The 16578-nt window shown below is 69.5% G+C and carries 11 protein-coding genes and 1 tRNA gene; 2 read left to right on the top strand and 10 right to left on the bottom strand.

The window, feature by feature from the left end; translation table 11 throughout:
- Window positions 1–550: 550 nt before the first annotated feature.
- The 3 genes from otsB to ACIRGA_RS29395 form a co-directional block, all read right to left on the bottom strand.
- Window positions 551–3079: a trehalose-phosphatase gene (gene otsB / locus ACIRGA_RS29405; protein ID WP_400946867.1), complete on the bottom strand. Its 2529-nt coding sequence runs from the start codon at window positions 3077–3079 to the stop codon at window positions 551–553.
- Window positions 3080–3115: 36 nt separating this feature from the next.
- Window positions 3116–4567 (bottom strand): trehalose-6-phosphate synthase, encoded by a 1452-nt coding sequence (locus ACIRGA_RS29400; protein ID WP_016337688.1) that lies wholly within the window; start codon window positions 4565–4567, stop codon window positions 3116–3118.
- Between the two features lie 81 nt (window positions 4568–4648).
- Complete coding sequence (locus ACIRGA_RS29395; protein ID WP_400946864.1) at window positions 4649–6214, bottom strand: threonine/serine exporter ThrE family protein; 1566 nt, start codon at window positions 6212–6214, stop codon at window positions 4649–4651.
- A 149-nt stretch (window positions 6215–6363) separates the two neighbouring features.
- Between ACIRGA_RS29395 and ACIRGA_RS29390 the strand changes: the two genes are divergently transcribed.
- Window positions 6364–7932: an alkaline phosphatase D family protein gene (locus tag ACIRGA_RS29390; RefSeq protein WP_400946861.1), complete on the top strand. Its 1569-nt coding sequence runs from the start codon at window positions 6364–6366 to the stop codon at window positions 7930–7932.
- A gap of 44 nt (window positions 7933–7976) precedes the next feature.
- Window positions 7977–8049: transfer RNA gene (locus ACIRGA_RS29385), tRNA-Thr, on the top strand.
- A 10-nt stretch (window positions 8050–8059) separates the two neighbouring features.
- Here the strand turns inward: ACIRGA_RS29385 and ACIRGA_RS29380 are convergent.
- The 7 genes from ACIRGA_RS29380 to ACIRGA_RS29350 form a co-directional block, all read right to left on the bottom strand.
- Entirely contained in the window at window positions 8060–10201 is a 2142-nt protein-coding gene (locus ACIRGA_RS29380; RefSeq protein ID WP_400946859.1) for a transglutaminaseTgpA domain-containing protein, read from the bottom strand.
- Window positions 10198–11319 (bottom strand): DUF58 domain-containing protein, encoded by a 1122-nt coding sequence (locus ACIRGA_RS29375; RefSeq protein ID WP_400946856.1) that lies wholly within the window; start codon window positions 11317–11319, stop codon window positions 10198–10200. The genes ACIRGA_RS29380 and ACIRGA_RS29375 overlap by 4 nt, the downstream gene beginning before the upstream one ends.
- 2 nt (window positions 11320–11321) lie before the next feature.
- Window positions 11322–12281: an AAA family ATPase gene (locus ACIRGA_RS29370; protein ID WP_400946903.1), complete on the bottom strand. Its 960-nt coding sequence runs from the start codon at window positions 12279–12281 to the stop codon at window positions 11322–11324.
- A 205-nt stretch (window positions 12282–12486) separates the two neighbouring features.
- The gene (locus tag ACIRGA_RS29365) at window positions 12487–12729 is read right to left on the bottom strand and encodes a hypothetical protein (protein WP_400946854.1); all 243 of its coding nucleotides are present in this window, start codon (window positions 12727–12729) and stop codon (window positions 12487–12489) included.
- A 16-nt stretch (window positions 12730–12745) separates the two neighbouring features.
- Complete coding sequence (locus tag ACIRGA_RS29360) at window positions 12746–14473, bottom strand: polymorphic toxin-type HINT domain-containing protein (protein WP_400946851.1); 1728 nt, start codon at window positions 14471–14473, stop codon at window positions 12746–12748.
- A gap of 862 nt (window positions 14474–15335) precedes the next feature.
- Window positions 15336–15659 (bottom strand): hypothetical protein, encoded by a 324-nt coding sequence (locus ACIRGA_RS29355; RefSeq protein WP_400946849.1) that lies wholly within the window; start codon window positions 15657–15659, stop codon window positions 15336–15338.
- A gap of 4 nt (window positions 15660–15663) precedes the next feature.
- Window positions 15664–16455, bottom strand: coding sequence for a hypothetical protein (locus tag ACIRGA_RS29350; RefSeq protein ID WP_400946847.1), 792 nt, complete (start codon window positions 16453–16455; stop codon window positions 15664–15666).
- Between the last annotated feature and the right edge of the window lie 123 nt (window positions 16456–16578).

The following is a 16578-nucleotide window of genomic DNA, read 5'->3' as shown; positions in this document are numbered from 1 at the left end:
CCTCCCCTGCCCCCCCCCGCCCGCCCCGCCCGCCCCCCCCCACCCCCCCCCCCCCCCCCCCCCCCCCCCCCCCCCCCCCCCCCCCCCCCCCCCCACCTCGGCTCGGGCGATGAAGGGTGATCCGGCAGGTTCGAGGAGCGAGTGACAGTTCCGCGTTGGGTCGTGAGTGGTAAGTGTCGTTATTGAGGGGTAAGTCAAATGTGGCGTGCTGCGCACCCTTTGCGGCCGGGGTTCGCGCTGACCGACGAGGGCCGATCGCGCGGTGAATGTCCATAAGGGACACCCTTCGGGCTGCCGGTGTCCGATTTAGGTAGTCTGCACGGTTCCGCGAGGGAGTCGTGAGTGGTAATGAGGGTTCTAACCCTCATTACCACTCACGACCTCGGTCAGTATCGTACATATAGACATGAACCGGACGCCGCGCAGTCGAAGACTGTCCCTTGTGGACAATCAGCGGCGCTTAGACGTCAGCGAAGAGGGCCCAGCCACGTTTGACTTGCCCCTCAATAGAACGACACTTACCACTCACGACCCTTTCCTGACACGTGGGCTACTGGGAAAGCAGGCTCGCGCAGCGGATCAGCCCGATATGCGAGTACGCCTGCGGGTGGTTGCCCAGCGAGCGCTCCGCGATCGGGTCGAACTGCTCGGGCAGCAGGCCGGTCGGGCCCGCGGCGTCGACGATCTGCGTGAACAGTTCCTCGGCCTCGGTGCGCCGCCCGGTGAGCAGGTACGCCTCGATGAGCCAGGCCGCGCAGATGTGGAAACCGCCCTCGCCGCCGGGAAGGCCGTCGTCGCGGCGGTACCGGTACACAGTGGACCCGCTGCGCAGTTCCGCCTCGATCGCGGTCACCGTGGACTGGAACCGCGGATCGGCCGGATCGATCAGCCCGGTCAGGCCGACGAACAGCGAGGCGGCGTCGAGGTCCGTCCCGTCGTAGGCGGTGGTGAAGGCCTGGACCTCTTCGTTCCAGCCCTTCTCCAGCACGTCCGCGGCGATCTCGTCGCGCAGCGAAGGCCACGCGCCCGGCACCGCGCGGCCGTAGACCTCACCCAGTTTGACCGCCCTGTCGATGGTCACCCAGCACATCACCCGCGAGTACACCCGGTGGCGCGGCACGTGCCGCTCCTCCCAGATGCCGTGGTCCGGCTCGTTCCAGCGCCGCGTGACCGCTTCGGCCATCGCGCGCACCATCTGCCAGTCCTCGTCGCGCAGCTCGCCGCGCGCCTCCGCCAGCGTCTGCACGAGTTCGACGACCGGGCCGAACACGTCCAGCTGCACCTGATGGTTCGCCAGGTTGCCGACGCGGACCGGCCGCGAACCGGCGTATCCGGGCAGCGATTCGATGACGGCTTCGGCACCGATCACGCTGCCCGCCAAGGTGTACAGCGGGTGCAGCCGTTCCGGACCGGCCAAAGTGGACAGCACGCCGTGCAGCCACCGGAGATAGCCTTCGGCCTCTTCGGTCGAGCCGAGGTGGACCAGTTCGCGCACGGTCATGGCCGCGTCGCGGATCCAGCAGTAGCGGTAGTCCCAGTTGCGGACGCCGCCGATCTCCTCCGGCAGCGAGGACGTCGCCGCCGCGAGCACGCCGCCGGTGTCGGTGTTCACCAGTCCGCGCAGGGTGAGCGCCGAGCGGCCGACGAGGTCGGTCTGGACGCTGGGCAGCTTGAGCGTCCGCGCCCAGGTGCTCCAGTAGTCGCCCGCGCGGGCCCGCCGGTCCACTTCGGACAGTTCGTGTGCGGCGAGGTCCGAAGTGCCGCAACGGAGTTCGAGCACCACCGGGTTCTCCGGGGAGGGGGTGACGAGCGCCGTCGCGGTGTCGTTCATGCCGTCGGAGGTGATCTCCCACTCCACGCCCGGCGAACGCAGCGCGAACGGCTCCGAGGTGCCCTGCACCAGGATCCCGTCGCCCTCGGCGACCAGCTTCACCGGCACACCGCCGAATTCGGGCCGCGGCGCGAACACGATCTCCGCCGCCGCCTCGCCCGAGATCACCCGGACGAGATCCGTGCGGTGCGCGGGGCTCTCCGGTTCGAGGTAGTCGGTGACGAGCAGCCGTGACCAGCGGGTCTCGACCGTCATCGTGTTCGGCAGGTAACGCTGCCCGAGCGGAAGGCCGTTGCGGTGCGGCTTGATCGAGAAGTGGCCCGCGCCGGCGCCGCCGAGCAGGTCCGCGAAGATCGCGGGCGCGTCGGGGCCGGGGTGGCACAGCCAGGTCAGCCGGGCGTCCGGCGTGACCAGCGCGACCGAGCGTTCGTTGGCCAGCATGGAAAGCCGCTCGATCGGCGGCGCCTGCTCGCCGTAGAGCCAGTTGCGCCGCTCTTCGAGCAGGAAGGCGAGCGCCATCGCGACGTCGACGGTGTCCGGAACCCGGTACTGCGCCAGGCTTTCGCCCTCGCCGACCTTCACGCCGAGGTCCGGGCCGGAGATGCGGGCGAACGCCTTCTCGTCGGTGACGTCGTCGCCGAGGAAGACCGCCGCCGTCGCGCCGACCTGGTGGCGCAGGGTGTCCAGCGCGCGGCCCTTGTCCGTCTGGACGACCGCGAGCTCGACGACCTCCTTGCCGTCGGTCGTGGACACGCCCTCCCACTTCGAAGGTCCATTGTGGACATCGCGAAGGACCCGGCGGCCCGCCTCGTGCTCGGCGCGGCGGACGTGCACCGCGATACTCGCGGGCTTGACCTCGAGCGAGACGCCCGGCACGTCGAGCACCAGGTTCTCCAGCTCGGCCTCGAGCCGTCTGTGGAGCTCGCGGGCCTTGTCGTCGAGCGCGTGGATGAAGCCGATGTCGAACTCGGACCCGTGGCTGCCGACCAGGTTCACCTCGGCCGGGAGACGGGACAGGGTGGCGAGATCACGCAGCGCGCGGCCGGAGATGACCGCGGTGGTCGTCTCGTGCAGGCCGGCCAGCGACCTGAGCGCGCCCACCGATTCGGGCAGGGGACGGGCTTCGTCCGGGTTGGCCGTGATCGGGGCCAGCGTGCCGTCGTAGTCGCAGGCGACCAGCAGCCGCGGGGTGCGCGCGACCTGGACAATCGCGCGCCGCAGCTCGGCGGGCAGTGCCTCGGCGGTCAACGATTTCTCCTCGGGAAACTATGCGGGGTATGGGGATCAGTCGGCCGGTTCGGCACCGAGCGCTTGGAGGAACGAGCGCGCCCAGCGGTCGACGTCATGCGTGAGGACCTGTCGACGCATGGCGCGCATACGGCGGCGTCCCTCTGCGGGGTCGAGCGTAATGGCAGTCTCCAGTGCGTTCTTCACCCCGTCCAGGTCATGGGGGTTGACCAGGAGCGCACTGGTCAGCTCGGCCGCGGCACCGGCGAACTCCGAAAGCACGAGCGAACCGCCCAGGTCGTGGCGGCAGGCGACGTACTCCTTGCAGACGAGGTTCATCCCGTCACGCAGGGGAGTGACCACCATGACGTCGGCCGCGGAGAAGAACGCGGCCAGCTCCGTCCGGTTCACGGACTGATGCAGATAGTGCACGACCGGGTGACCCACGCGGGCGAATTCGCCGTTGATCCTGCCGACCATCTGCTCGATGTCGCCGCGCATCCGCTGGTAGTGCTCGACGCGCTCGCGGCTCGGCGTGGCCAGCTGGACGAACGTGACGTCCTCCGGGCGGACGCGGCCTTCGTGCAGCAGCTCGTGCAGCGCCTGCAACCGCAGGTCGATGCCCTTGGTGTAGTCGAGCCGGTCGACGCCGAGCAGGACCTTCTTCGGATTGCCCAGGTCGCGGCGCAGCTGGGCGGCGCGTTCGGCGACGCCCTTGGTCTTGGCGAGTTTGTCGAGGCCGATGGCGTCGATGGAGATCGGGAACGCGCCGACCCGCACCGTGCGGTCGCCGACCTGCATCAGGCCGGGGCGGGTGCGGATGCCGACCGCGCCGCGGCTGGATTCGAGACCGGCCAGCTGCCGCGCCAGCCAGAGGAAGTTCTGCGCGCCACCCGGCCGGTGGAAGCCGACGAGGTCGGCCCCGACCAGGCCGCGGACGATCTCGGTCCGCCACGGCATCTGCATGAACAACTCGACCGGGGGGAACGGGATGTGCAGGAAGAACCCGATCCGGAGGTCGGGACGCAGCTCGCGGAGCATCGCCGGGACCAGTTGCAGCTGGTAGTCCTGGATCCACACGGTCGCGCCCTCGGCGGCGACCTTCGCGCTCGCCTCGGCGAAGCGCCGGTTCACCCGGACGTAGGACTCCCACCAGCTCCGGTCGAACACCGGCCGCGCCACCACGTCGTGGTACAGCGGCCAGAGCGTCGCGTTGGAGAAGCCCTCGTAGTAGTCGCGGACGTCGTCCGAGGTCAGGGAGACCGGGTGCAGCACCAGGCCGTCGTCGTCGAACTCCTCGACGTCGACGTCGGGCACACCCGGCCACCCGACCCAGGCTCCCTTGCGTGACCGCAGGAACGGTTCGAGCGCGGACACCAGCCCGCCAGGGCTCGCCGTCCAGCGCCTGCTTCCGTCGGCGGTCCGTTCGAGGTCCACCGGGAGCCTGTTCGCCACCACCACGAAATCCGCGGAGGCCGTTCTGCTCGTCTCGGCAATCACTTCGTCCACCAGCCGCTCCCTCGAATCGCGGGTCGCTGCCCTAAGCGGAAACCCTATCGCGCGAGGAGGCCACGGCCCGTCGCCGAGCGATCACTCCAAGCGTCGTTCGGCGGGTTCCATCGGACCCGCCATCCGCGGCCCGGCGAATTTGCGTTCCAGCCTGCCGAGCCCCGTGCGCACCGGTTGCGCGAGGTATTCGCCGAGTACCACACCCGCTGCCAGGGCAAGCCCGATCGCGACCGCGGTCATCAGCGTCGAGATGTTCCCGCCGGGCTCGACGCCCAATTGGTATAGACCACGATAGGTGGAGAGACCGGGGAGGAGCGGCGTGATGCCGGACACAGCCACCACGAGCGGCGTCACCTTGAGCCGTCTGGCGAGCACGCCACCGCAGAAGCCGACCAGCGTCGCGGCGACCGCGGAAGAGCTGACGGCCTGGAAGTCGGTCAGCATCAAGGCGCCGTAGACCGCGCCGCCGATGGCGCCCGCGGCTCCCGCGACGATCATCGCGCGCAGCGTCGAATACGAGGCGAGCGCGAAGCAGGCCGACGCGCCGACGCTGCCGATGATGATGATCGGCAGCTGCTGCGGAGTCGAGGAGATGACCTCGGGCAGTGGCGTCAGCGGGAGGCCGAGCAGCACCGCGATCTTCAGCGCCAGCACCACCCCCGCGATCAGCCCGGCACTCATCAACGCGGTTTCCGTCGTGCGCCCGGCCGCCGTGACGTAGTAGCCGGTGATGGCGTCCTGCACGGCCGAAACCGTGGAGAGACCGGACAGCAGCACGGTGACGGCCGCCGCGACGACCAGCGTGGGTTTGTCCGTGGTCAGCAGGTTGCTGCTGACTATCGCCATCGCGGACAGCGTCGCGACCAGGCCGCCGATCACCTGCTGGAAGAAGAACGGCAGCGCGAAGCGGTTGAGGAAGCGGCCGAGACGGTCGATGACCGCGCTGATCACCAGCGCGACCAGCGCGACGTCGATGCTGCCGCCGAGGATCAAGGTGATGAACGCGGCCAGCCCGCCCCAGGCGGCCGTGGCCACCCAACGGGGGTACGGGTGCGGCGCCGTCGTGATCCGCTGCAGTTCCTGCTGTGCCTCTTCGGCGCCGATGTTGCCGCGGACGATCCGGCGGACCAGCGTCTCGGTCTGGGTGAGCCGCGTGTAGTCGAGGCTGCGCGAGCGGACCACGCGCAGCGCCGTCACCGGTGCCATGTCGGTGCCGCGGTGGCAGGTCACGGTGATCGACGTGAAGATCACGTCGACCTCGCAGTGCGGGAGGCCGAGCGCGGAGGTCAGCGCGATGATCGTCGCGGTGACGTCGGAGGCACCGGCGCCGCTCGACATCTGGACCTCGCCGATGCGCAGGACGAGGTCAAGGACGAAGTTGACCGTCGTGTCGTCCGGCGGCTGCGGGCCGATCGCCTCTTCGACGTCGACGGCGGGCTGCTCGGCCGTCGGCGCTTCGAGGATCTGCCAGGCGCGGCGGCGCAGCAGATTCGGCCGGTGCGAGCGAGCCTGGGGGATCGATCGCTCTCCGTCACGCTGGCGCGGCGCTTCCAGCAGCCATTCGCCACGTTCGGGTGTTTCGTCCTGGTTCTTTTCGGCACCGCGTTCGCCGCGCTGGGCTCCCTTGGTGTGCTCGTTGATCTTCATGATCGATCCACCTCCTCACTCTTGTTCGAGGGACTTTCCCGAGGAGCATCGGGGCCGGTGCCCCGACCGTTGCAGGAAACCCGAAGTGGCGTCCACCACGTCGGAGGAAGATCATCGCGGCCGCGCCGGTTTGCGGCACACTGCATGCCATGACGTCCTCTGTGAGCAGGCGTTCCGTTCTCCGCGCGGCCGGTGTCACCGCGGCCGGAACAGCGGTGACATTCACCCTTTCGGGCGAATCTAGCGGGGCGGAGGCCCCGGTTTTCGCGCACGGGGTGGCCTCCGGAGACCCGATGCCCGATTCGGTCCTTCTCTGGACCCGGGTCACGCCTTCGCCCGAAGCCGTTCCGGGGTCCGGGAAAGGGGCGGCGGTGGACGTCCGGTGGGAGGTGGCCGCGGACGCCGGATTCACGCGCGTCGTCGCTCGCGGTCACGTCCGGACGGGACCGGAACGCGACCACACGGTGAAGGTGACGGCGGGCGGGCTGTGCGCGTCGACCGGGTATTGGTACCGGTTCACGTCTCAGGGGAAGGTCTCGCAGACCGGTCGGACCCGCACCGCGCCTTCGCACGACGAGGACGTCGAGAGCTTGCGTTTCGGCGTGGTCTCGTGTGCGAACTGGGCCGTCGGTCACTTCGCCCCCTACGGCTATCTGGCCGGCCGCGACGATCTGGACGCCTTCATTCACCTGGGTGACTACCTCTACGAAGGAACTCCCAACCCTGCGGGTGATCTCCGGCCTTCGGTACCGCCCAACGAGTTGATCACCCTGGGGGACTACCGGCGACGTCACGCGATGTACAAGACCGACGAGCACCTCCGGCGCCTCCACGCCCGGCATCCGATGGTCGCGACCTGGGACGACCACGAAACCGCCGACAACGCCTGGTCCGGCGGATCGCCGTCACACGACCCGGCGACCGAGGGCGCTTGGGCGGACCGGAGGCGGGCCGCGCACCAGGCGTACTTCGAATGGATGCCGGTGCGGCACCGCGGCGACCGGCTGTACCGGCGGCTGAAGTTCGGACGGCTGGCCGACCTCACCATGCTGGACCTGCGGACGTACCGGACCCAGCAGCCCGGCCCGGCTTCGGCGGAGGGCACCATCCTCGGCGCCGAGCAGCGGCGATGGTTCCTGGACGGCCTCGCGCGCGGGACCGCGTCCTGGAACCTGATCGGCAACTCGGTGATGGTCTCGCCGATCAAGGTCCCCACGCTGCCCACCCGCGAACGGCTCGCGCTCGACGGCCTGCTCGAAGGCCAGCCGACCACGGTCAACACCGACCAGTGGGACGGCTACACCGCCGACCGCCGCCGCGTCCTCGACACCATCGCCGCGCAAGGCCGGGGCAACACGGTGTTCCTGACCGGCGACGTCCACTCGTCGTGGGCGAACGACGTGCCGCGGGACGGGACGAGCGTCGCCGTCGAGTTCGTCTGCCCGTCGGTCACCTCGGACAACATCGACGAGCAGCTCGGTGTCCCGCCGCGGACCGGCTCGCTGAAGGTCGAGGCCGCGATCCGCGCGCTGAACCCGCACGTGCGCTTCGTCGAGCTCGACTCGCACGGCCCCTGCGTCCTCGAAGTGACCCCGGAAGCCGTCCGGATGAACTGGTACTACGTCGCCGACCGCCGCGACCCGGCGACCGCCGTGACGTTCGCGCACGCCTTCCGGGCGGTGGCCGGGGAGCCCCGGGTGCGGCCTGCGGGGCGGTGAGGGGGCGCCGATATACTGGGCATGCCCGGGCTGCCCTGGGCAAGGCCGCTATAGCTCAGCTGGTAGAGCATCTGTCTTGTAAACAGAAGGTCAGGGGTTCGAGCCCCCTTGGCGGCTCAAGATCGCGTCACGTTCGGGTTGCTCCAAGGGGCACCAACGTGCGGGGGTTCACGGCGGCATAGAGCCGCGCGCGCAGGCCGCGCCGGGCAAGACCGCGCCGGACTTCCCGCACCGCCGCCCACGCCTGCGGGCCGGAGTGCGGACCGGTGCCCACGCCCGACCACAGTGCGACGTCCACCGTGGAGGCCAACAGGAGTAGTCCGTCCACTGTGGACTGATCGCCGGTGCCGTGCACGGCCGCCGCCAGGTCGCGGACCGTCATGCCGGCGGTACACGGGACGCGGTGTTCGCGCAGCCGGTCTTTGACCTCGCGGCACGCACCGAGCACCGCACCGATGCCAGGCTGGCGTCGTCGCCGCCATGCTCGGACGCCCTTGGCCAGCGGGACCCCGGCGAACCAGGCCACCAGCAGCGCCGCGAGCGCGATCAGGACCGTGCCGAACGGGAACGTCCAGCCGCCGTCTCCGGTGCCGCCTTCGCCGGGCCCGGTATCGCTCCCGGGCAGTGGCCGTTCCTGGATCTGCTCGGACGGCGGGAGCTGTGTGCGAGCCTGCGCGGTCACCGCCGCGAGGCTGTTCGCGCCGCCGGTTCCGGTGCGCGCCGCGCCGGTCGGATCCAGCGCCACCCAGCCGACGCCGGAGACCGCGACCTCGGGCCAGGCCACGACGTCGCCGTTGTGGACGGTGTAGCCGCCGCCTGCATCGGGTTTGTCCGGTGTCCGGAAGCCGACGACCAGCCGGGCCGGGATGGCGAGCGTCCGCGCGAGGACGACGTACGCGCTCGCGAACTGCTCACTGGTGCCCAATTTGGTCTCGAAAAGGAACTTCCGCAGCTGCGGCCAGCTGTGCCCGGCCGGCAGATCGGCTCCGGTGGCCAGCCGGTAGCGCTCGCGCAAGAACCGCTCCAGCGCGAGCGCGGTCCGGAAGCTGGGGCGCAGCCCGCCGACGGCTTCCCGGGCCAGCTGGCCGACTTCCGGGGGGACGTCTCCGATTCCCGCGAGACCGCCGGGCGCGGACGAGTCGAGCGTGGCGTCGAGCAGATCCGCCGGGTGGATCTCCGGCGACCACCAGCTCAGGGTGTACTGCCGCGGGCTGTCACCGGGGCGCGGCAGCCAGAGGGTGCCCTGCGCTTCCTCGACCAGTGGCGCGATCCCGCCGACCGCGGCCGGCCAGGTCTGGCTGGGCAGCCACGGTCCGGTCAGGCCGCTCGTGGTGATCGTCGCCGAGCGCCGGTGCGTGGGCACGGCCACCGCCGGACCGGGCGCGAGTTCGGTGCCGAGCCGCCGGTAGCGGCTGCCGGGCATCCAGTTGACGCCGTCGAAGTCGTCGAGCACGACCAGTGGCCAGCGGTCGGTGTCGGCGTCGCCGCGGAAGGAGAACACCGGCGTGCCCGGATGTTCCAGCCGGTAGGCCAGGTCGTCGAGCGGGCTCGCGACCCGCGCGTCGAGCTCGGCGAGCTGGTCTTGCTTGAGCGAGTACGCCGGACCGGGCGCGGGTACGAGCAGGTTCGCGACGAGCGCGCCGCCGACGCCGAGCACGACCGCGGGCGCGGCCAGTGCCAGAGCGGGAACCTTGCCTCGGTGACCCTCGGCGTCCGCCTGCGGCATCAGGACGAACACCCCGCCCGCGACGGCCGCGTACCCGAGCCCGCACAAAAGGGCGGGGAAGCCGGACATCGCCTGGAAAAGCTGGCTCACGACCACGACCGTGAAGCTCGGCAGGAGGGCCAGGATCGGCCGCCGCAGCTTCAGCAGCTCCACACCGAGCACCCCGGCCAGCAGCGCCAGCAGCGGGACGAACAGCAGCGCGGACGGCTCCGGTCGCGCCGGCCACGTCGACTGCAGCGCGATCCGCCAGGATTCGGTGACGCCGTCGGCGAGCGCGGAAAACGTTGCCCCGGTGGGAAAGCCGGAGGCCGTCGTGGAGTAGAGCACGGTCTCCACGACACCGGCCAGCCCGACGATCAGCAGCAGCAATGGCCGCCACGGCACCAGGGATTCCCACCGCGAGCACAGCTCGGTGACGCCGTAGGCCAGTAGCAACGGAACGCCGAGGGGGACGAGCAACGTCGTCACGCCGAACACCGGGGCGAAGAACAGGCCCGCGACCATGGCGGCGAGCAGGATCAGCGCGACGGTGAGCCGGTTCATCCCGCCACCTCGTTCCACTTGCGGACCGCGTGCGCGGCGTCGTCGGCGTTGATCACGCGGACGCCGGGAACGGCGATCGGTTCGGTCGCGGCGAGATCGACGAGGAACAGCGAGGAATAGCGAGGCCGCAGGGCGGTCAGCCCGTCCAGCCTGCCGGTGGTGACGGCCATCAGGCAGCCGCCCTGGTCGCGCGCGGCCGCCAGCTCGCGCGTCACGAGCGTCTCGCCGGTGTCCTGGGCGATCTGGCACAGCTCGTCGAGCAGAAGCCGCGAACCGAGCGGGCCGCCGGCGGTGGTGAGGTCGAGGCCGCCGGAAGCGACGAGCCGGGTGTGGTGCCCGGCCATCGCGGACGCGTGCAGCAGTGACGCGGCGACGTCGACGGCTTCTTCGAAAACCTCGGGCGTGAAGGACGAGCGGCGGGTGTCGAGCAAGAGCGTGAACCGCGGCTGCTGCGGATCGGTGTAGTCACGGACCATCATCCGGCCGGTCCGCGCGGTGGCCTTCCAGTGCAGGTGCCGGACTTCGTCGCCCGGCTGGTATTCACGGACGTCGCGGATGTCGAGCGAGCCTCGCAACGAGTCGGTCGTGCCGCCCTCGTGGTGATGGCGCGGGTACCCGCCGGTCAGCGCACGCGCGGGATGCCGGCGCGGATGCACCCAGAGCTCCGCGGTCTCCCCGGCCGAAAGCCGGTTCCTGGCCAGGCCGAACGGGTCGACGCGGTGCAGCGCCAGCGGCCCGACCGGGAGCCTGCCCCGGTGCCCGGTCGGCAGTTCGTAGCGATAGGTGGCTTCGGCGTCCTGGGCGAGCGACCGGACCCGGACGGTCTGGACGGCGGCGCCCGCCTTGTCCCTGGCGTCGAACCCGCGCTGACGTCGCCCGGCGCGATTGCGGATCGTCAGCTTCGCCAGCGCCGGGCGTCCGCGTTCGACACGTTCCGGATAAATCTCGCGGGTGACGTCGACGCGCAGACCGCGTGCGGTGACGACGACCGCCGCGGCCACGGCGGCGAGCCCGACCACGCCCAGCACACGGAACAGCGGGTAGCCCGCCCACTCGGCGACCACGAGCAGCAGTGCCGACACCACGAGCAGGAGCACGCCGCGGGCGGTCAGCCGCATGGTCAGCGGCCCGCGTGGTTCATCGCCGGCGCCGGGACGGACGCGAGCACTTCGGCCACGATGTCCGCGGGACCGCGCTGGTTGAGCTCGGCCTCCGCGGTGAGCACGAGCCGGTGCGCGAGGACCGGGACGGCGACTTCCTTGATGTCGTCGGGGGTGACGAACTGGCGGCTTCCGGTCGAGGCGATCGCCTGCGCGGCCCGGACGAGCGCGATACTGCCGCGCGGGCTCGCGCCGAACCGCACGGCGGGATGAACCCGGGTGGCCGCGGCGATCCGCGCCGCGTACTCACAGACGGCCTGATCGAGGTGACCGGCGCGGACCTCGGCAATGGCGTCCAGCAGCATCGGGATGTCGACCACGGCGGGCAGTTCGTCGGCCGAGACACCGGCGCGGTCGCCCATGATCACCATGACCTCGGACTGGAGATCCGGGTAGCCGACGGAAATCCGCATCATGAACCGATCGAGCTGGGCCTCGGGCAACCGGTAGGTGCCCTCCATCTCGATCGGATTCTGGGTGGCGATGACGAGGAACGGCCGTGGCACCTCGTGCCCGACGGCGTCGACCGTGACCCGCCGCTCGGCCATCACCTCGAGCAGCGCGGACTGCGTTTTCGGGGTACCACGGTTGATTTCGTCGGCGACCACGATATTGGCGAAGACCCCGCCGGGGTGGAACGCGAACCGCTCGTCCTTCTGGTGATAGACGGTGACGCCGGTGATGTCGCCGGGAAGCAGGTCCGGGGTGAACTGGATCCGGCTCCAGCTTCCGCCGATACTGCGGGCGAGACAGCGGGCCAAGGTGGTCTTGCCGAGGCCGGGGACGTCCTCGATGAGCAGGTGCCCCTCGGCGAAGAGCGCGGCCACGGCGAGCCGGACGATCTCCGGCTTGCCGCGGATCACGCCCTGGATGTTCGCCGCGATCAGCTCGAAGGCCTCCCCAGCCCTGGACTTGCTCACCTTGCCCCCTGCGAAGTCGATCCCGCTGGACCGTTCGGCCCATCTTGCCACCTGCTCAACGTAACCGGCTAGGTACAGGAACGGGATAGCTGCGGTACATCGGGCGGCTGGGGTCGTGACCCTGGTGACGGCTCGTGAAGACCGGTGCGAGGAGTCGACTGCTCGAGGTGAGGCCACTCCCTCGGAACCGCAGGATGAAAAGGGCTCACTGCATTCTCTTCTCGGCAACGCCGATCGCCCAGATGACAAACGAAACCGGAACGTCGTTTCTGCGAGGATTGACGCTCGCGACCGCATCGCTCCAGGACCCGCCGTCTGGGACCGAAATTGCGATGACCGCTTCATTTGACCGCCAGGCAGGATCGCGAAATTCAATCACATGCTCGCCCGATGTGGCATCGTCAAAATCGACCACTTCAATTTCGCTACCGTTGAATACTTCTTTCATCTCAGTCGCCCTTCGATCAGTCTAGAAAGCCAGAGAACTCGCCGCTCGCCGAGAATCGGACGCCCTGGCCGTCGGGGAGGCGAACGTCGATGGTCTCCCCAAAGACCCCGTTGATCCTTCCATAACCACTGGAAACGCGCGCATCAGGGTGAGTCAATATTTCGTCCAAGACGTCCCGGCCGAGTGCATTCCAGGCTGCCGGATTCTGCTTGCCGGAAGGGATGGGCCACTGTCCGGTGTTCGTTTTGCGCCCCGCATGCTTCGCAAGCGCATTGCCGGCCATCTCGAATTCGCCTCGGGCATCTTTGGGGTCCAGCTTCCGGCCCGAGCTGGAAGCGCGGTCCAGGTCCAGGTTGGCACAGCTCTCATCACCCGCGTTGTGGGTGAGGACGTCTTGGCCGCCGACGTTGACGTAGTAAGTGTGCAGGCCCTCGACGGTGAGGTTGTGGACCTGTTGCTGTTGTGTCCACTCGTGCACGGCGACGACTTTCAGCACGCGGCCGTCGGGGGTGCGGAGCAGATTGCCGCGGTCCAGGTCTTCGGCGTCGGTCCAGCGGCCGGTGTCGGCGACCCAGAACGGGTGTTCGTCGGTGGCGGTGACGGTGCCGGTGGCGTTGCCCTGGTCGCCGTCGGTGTCGACGGTGATCCGTACCAGTTCCTTCAGCCCCTGGCCGGGAATGAGGTTGATCACCGGCCGTGCCTGGGTGAGGCCGGTGACGGGATCGGTGGAGAGCACGCGGTCGCCGAGGGTGACTTGTTCGATCGGTTTGTAGGTGCCGTCGGCCAGCAGGACCGGGGTGCCGGGTACGAAGCTGTTCGGCGTAGGACACCGGGTCGCGGCGTCGTCCCGGTCCCGTGCCTCGGGGGTGTTGTCCTTTCGGGCTTCCGGCGTGCGGTCGTTCGGGCGCTGCCTGGATTCGCCGCCGCCGGAAGTCCGAGAGGACGGCGTGTCGGCTGGGCGGCGGACAGGGGAGTTGGCCCGGGGCAACGTGGGTAGTTGCGTCACCGGGTTCGGGAGCACCCTGCTGCCGCGCCGATCGCCATCGTTCGGCGAACGGGAAGTCGTCCCTGGTGCGGTCGTGTCCGTCTTGGAGCCCTGAGCGCCGGCCGGTGGCGCACTCTCGGCTCGATCAGGCGGGTTCTGATGGTTCGGCGTCTCCCGGGCGCCGGTACCCAGATCCGGTCCACGCCCTCCGGGCAACGCATCGACCGCGTTGAGCACTCTCTTGCTGACGCCGACACCGGGGATGAACATGGTGCCGATGTCGACCGCCGCGCGGCCGATGACCCGTTCCGGTTTGTCGCTGTTCCAGTCCTCCTTGTACGGACGGATGACTTCTTCCACGACTTTGCCCGGGTTTCGGACGACGTCCTCGATCGCCTTGCCGCGTTCCTCGATGCGTTTGTTGGCCGCGCGCCACTCATCACTGTCCGGATCGGCCTCGGACCACGTCGTGGCGTCCTGGTTCGCGTCGACGAAGCCCTTGATAGCGGGCGGAATCGACTCCAAACCGTCCACGACGGTTTCCCGGGCCTCGTCGAGCACGTTGCCGACCCAGTGGTCGTCCGGGTCCTTGATGGTGACCGGTCCGGTCCGGGCGGGGGTGTTCTTGGCCATCCCGGGGAATTCCTCGGCCTGCTTACGCGTGGTGCCGGCGGTCAGCAAATTGTCGAGGTTTTCGCGCTGCCCGCTGCGTGCTCCCGCGCTTTTGCCGCGATCGGTGACCACGGTGTTCGGCAGCATTCCCGGAAGCCGGTCACCGCTATCGGACTTCGGCTCGTCGGTGAGTACCTCGCGTAGGTGATCCGGCCCGGGAGTGCTCTTCGTCTTCTGAGCCCGCGACTGGTCCTCCCGGGCCTTCCGGATATCCGCGGACTGCCGTCGCGCTCGCTCCGGAGACGGTGACGTCCTGGCAACCCTCTCCTCTAGCGTCTCCTCCTTTTTCTTGTCGGCGGGACGGGACAAATCCATGGGAAAACGTTCCGTCGGTTCAGGTCGGGAACCCGCCGACGTCAGATCCTGGATGAGCTCGCGAGCGCCGCCCCCTGCTCCGCGCGCGCCTCCGTCACCAGTATTGCGCGAATTCGACGCCTCTTTGTCTTTCTTCTCCTTCGCTGATCGGTCCTCTCGGGCTTTCCGGACGTCCGCCGCCTGCTGCCGCGCTCGCTCCGGAGTCGGCCCGGTCAGCCGGCCCGCCGGCGACTCCGACTTCTTGTCCTCTGTGGACGATCGCCCGGCGTTTCTGGCGGTGATCCTTTGCGGTGTCTCGCGCTTCTCGGTCTTGACGACCTTTGCCGTGGTCTTCTCTTTCTCCTTCGCTGATCGGTCTTCCCGGGCTTTCCGGACGTCCGCCGCCTGTTGCCGCGCTCGCTCCGGAGTCGGCCCGGTCAGCCTGGGCGCGGGTGCCTCCGCCTTCTTCGGGCTCGGATCTTTGGCAGGTGGCTGACCGGCGGTGTCCCTGGGCTCCGCGTGCGCGTCCGTCGCCCCGAGCACGCCGAACACCGCGGTCAGGACGCCGCCGGCCACCGAGTAGAGGATGGCCCTCGTCGGGTCTGCTTTGTTGTTCACCACTGTCCTCGTTTCCGTACGGATCCGCGCCATCGGCTCAATGCGTTCGCTCGTAGACTTCTTCGGCCAACGAGTGGCCCATCAGGCCGCCGAAGACGCCCGCCACCACGCCGATCGCCAGACCCAGCGGCGAAGTCACCAGCGCACCCGCCGCGATGCCGAAGGCCAGCGAGCCCGTCGCGCCGCCGAGACCCGTGTAAGCGCCGAGGCTCAGCGGTTCCGGTTCGCAAGCGAGGTATTCCGCTTCGTCTTCCGGGCAGGGCTCGAACTCGTCGGCAGGAGGAGGTGGTGGCGCGTCTTCGTGCTCCCAGACGTCTTGCGGGATCACGATGTACTGGGTGGGTTCAAGCGTGGTGGTCATCGCGTCACCAGGCGTTGGCGGAGACGGTGCCGTTGGTCGAGGTCGCGCTGGACCACGAGGAAGCGCCGTTGCCCGACGAGCTCGCCGTCTTCGTGACCGTGTTGCCCGACTTGTGTGTGGTCTTCGAAATCGTCTTGCCTCCCGCGCGAAGGGCCTCCAGGCGCTTGACCAGATCGTCGGGGAGGTCGGACTTCTTGATCCGGTCGTGCTTGGACTTGTGGTCGTGGCAGGGCTTCTTGCCCGGCTTCATCTCCTCGCGCAGCTCTTTCAAGTCCTTTTCGGACTGTGCAAGCCGCTTCTTGGCGTCACGCAACGACTTTTCGGCGGTCTTGACGGTCTTGCGTGCCTCGTCGACGGCCTTGATCGCGGTGTCCAGTTTCGGGGTGGCCGGAGCGATCGCCATCCGCACGGGAGACGCGGTCGGCGCCTTGGCCGCGGCCTGCACCACGAACCGCTTCTGCTGAGGCGCCTGTCGTACCTTCTTCACCTGCGGCTTCGACAACGCCACCGGTACGGCCGCGCGATGGGCCGCGGCGGGCTTGACGTGGTGCACGGGTTTGGGTGCGGCCTGCTGCGCGGGCGCCGCGTGTGCCTTCGGCAACGCGTTCACCGGCTTCGGCGCGACCGGCGCGGCTCCGGGCGCGGGAGCAGGTGCCGGCGCTGGGGCCTGTGCGGGTGCAGGGGCCGCGCTGTCGTCGTTGCTGTCCACCAACGCGTTCGCCGTCGTCGCGCCGAGCGCGGCGGTCGCCAGCCCGGCCACTCCGTAGACGGCCGCGCGCCGCAGATTCCGCTTCATGTTCGCCTCCTTGGTCGTGGGGCGTGGAGAAACCACCGCCGTGGCGGAAAGAGTGACCCGAGGGGGTCCATGGCGGATACATCCGCGGTACATCGGGATTCGCCGTCGACGGCCCGCGGATGA

This window comes from Amycolatopsis sp. NPDC102389, from assembly GCF_044765885.1.
Lineage (GTDB): Bacteria > Actinomycetota > Actinomycetes > Mycobacteriales > Pseudonocardiaceae > Amycolatopsis.
Note: the sequence above shows the minus strand (reverse complement) of the source record. Positions and strands in the feature narration are given on the sequence as shown.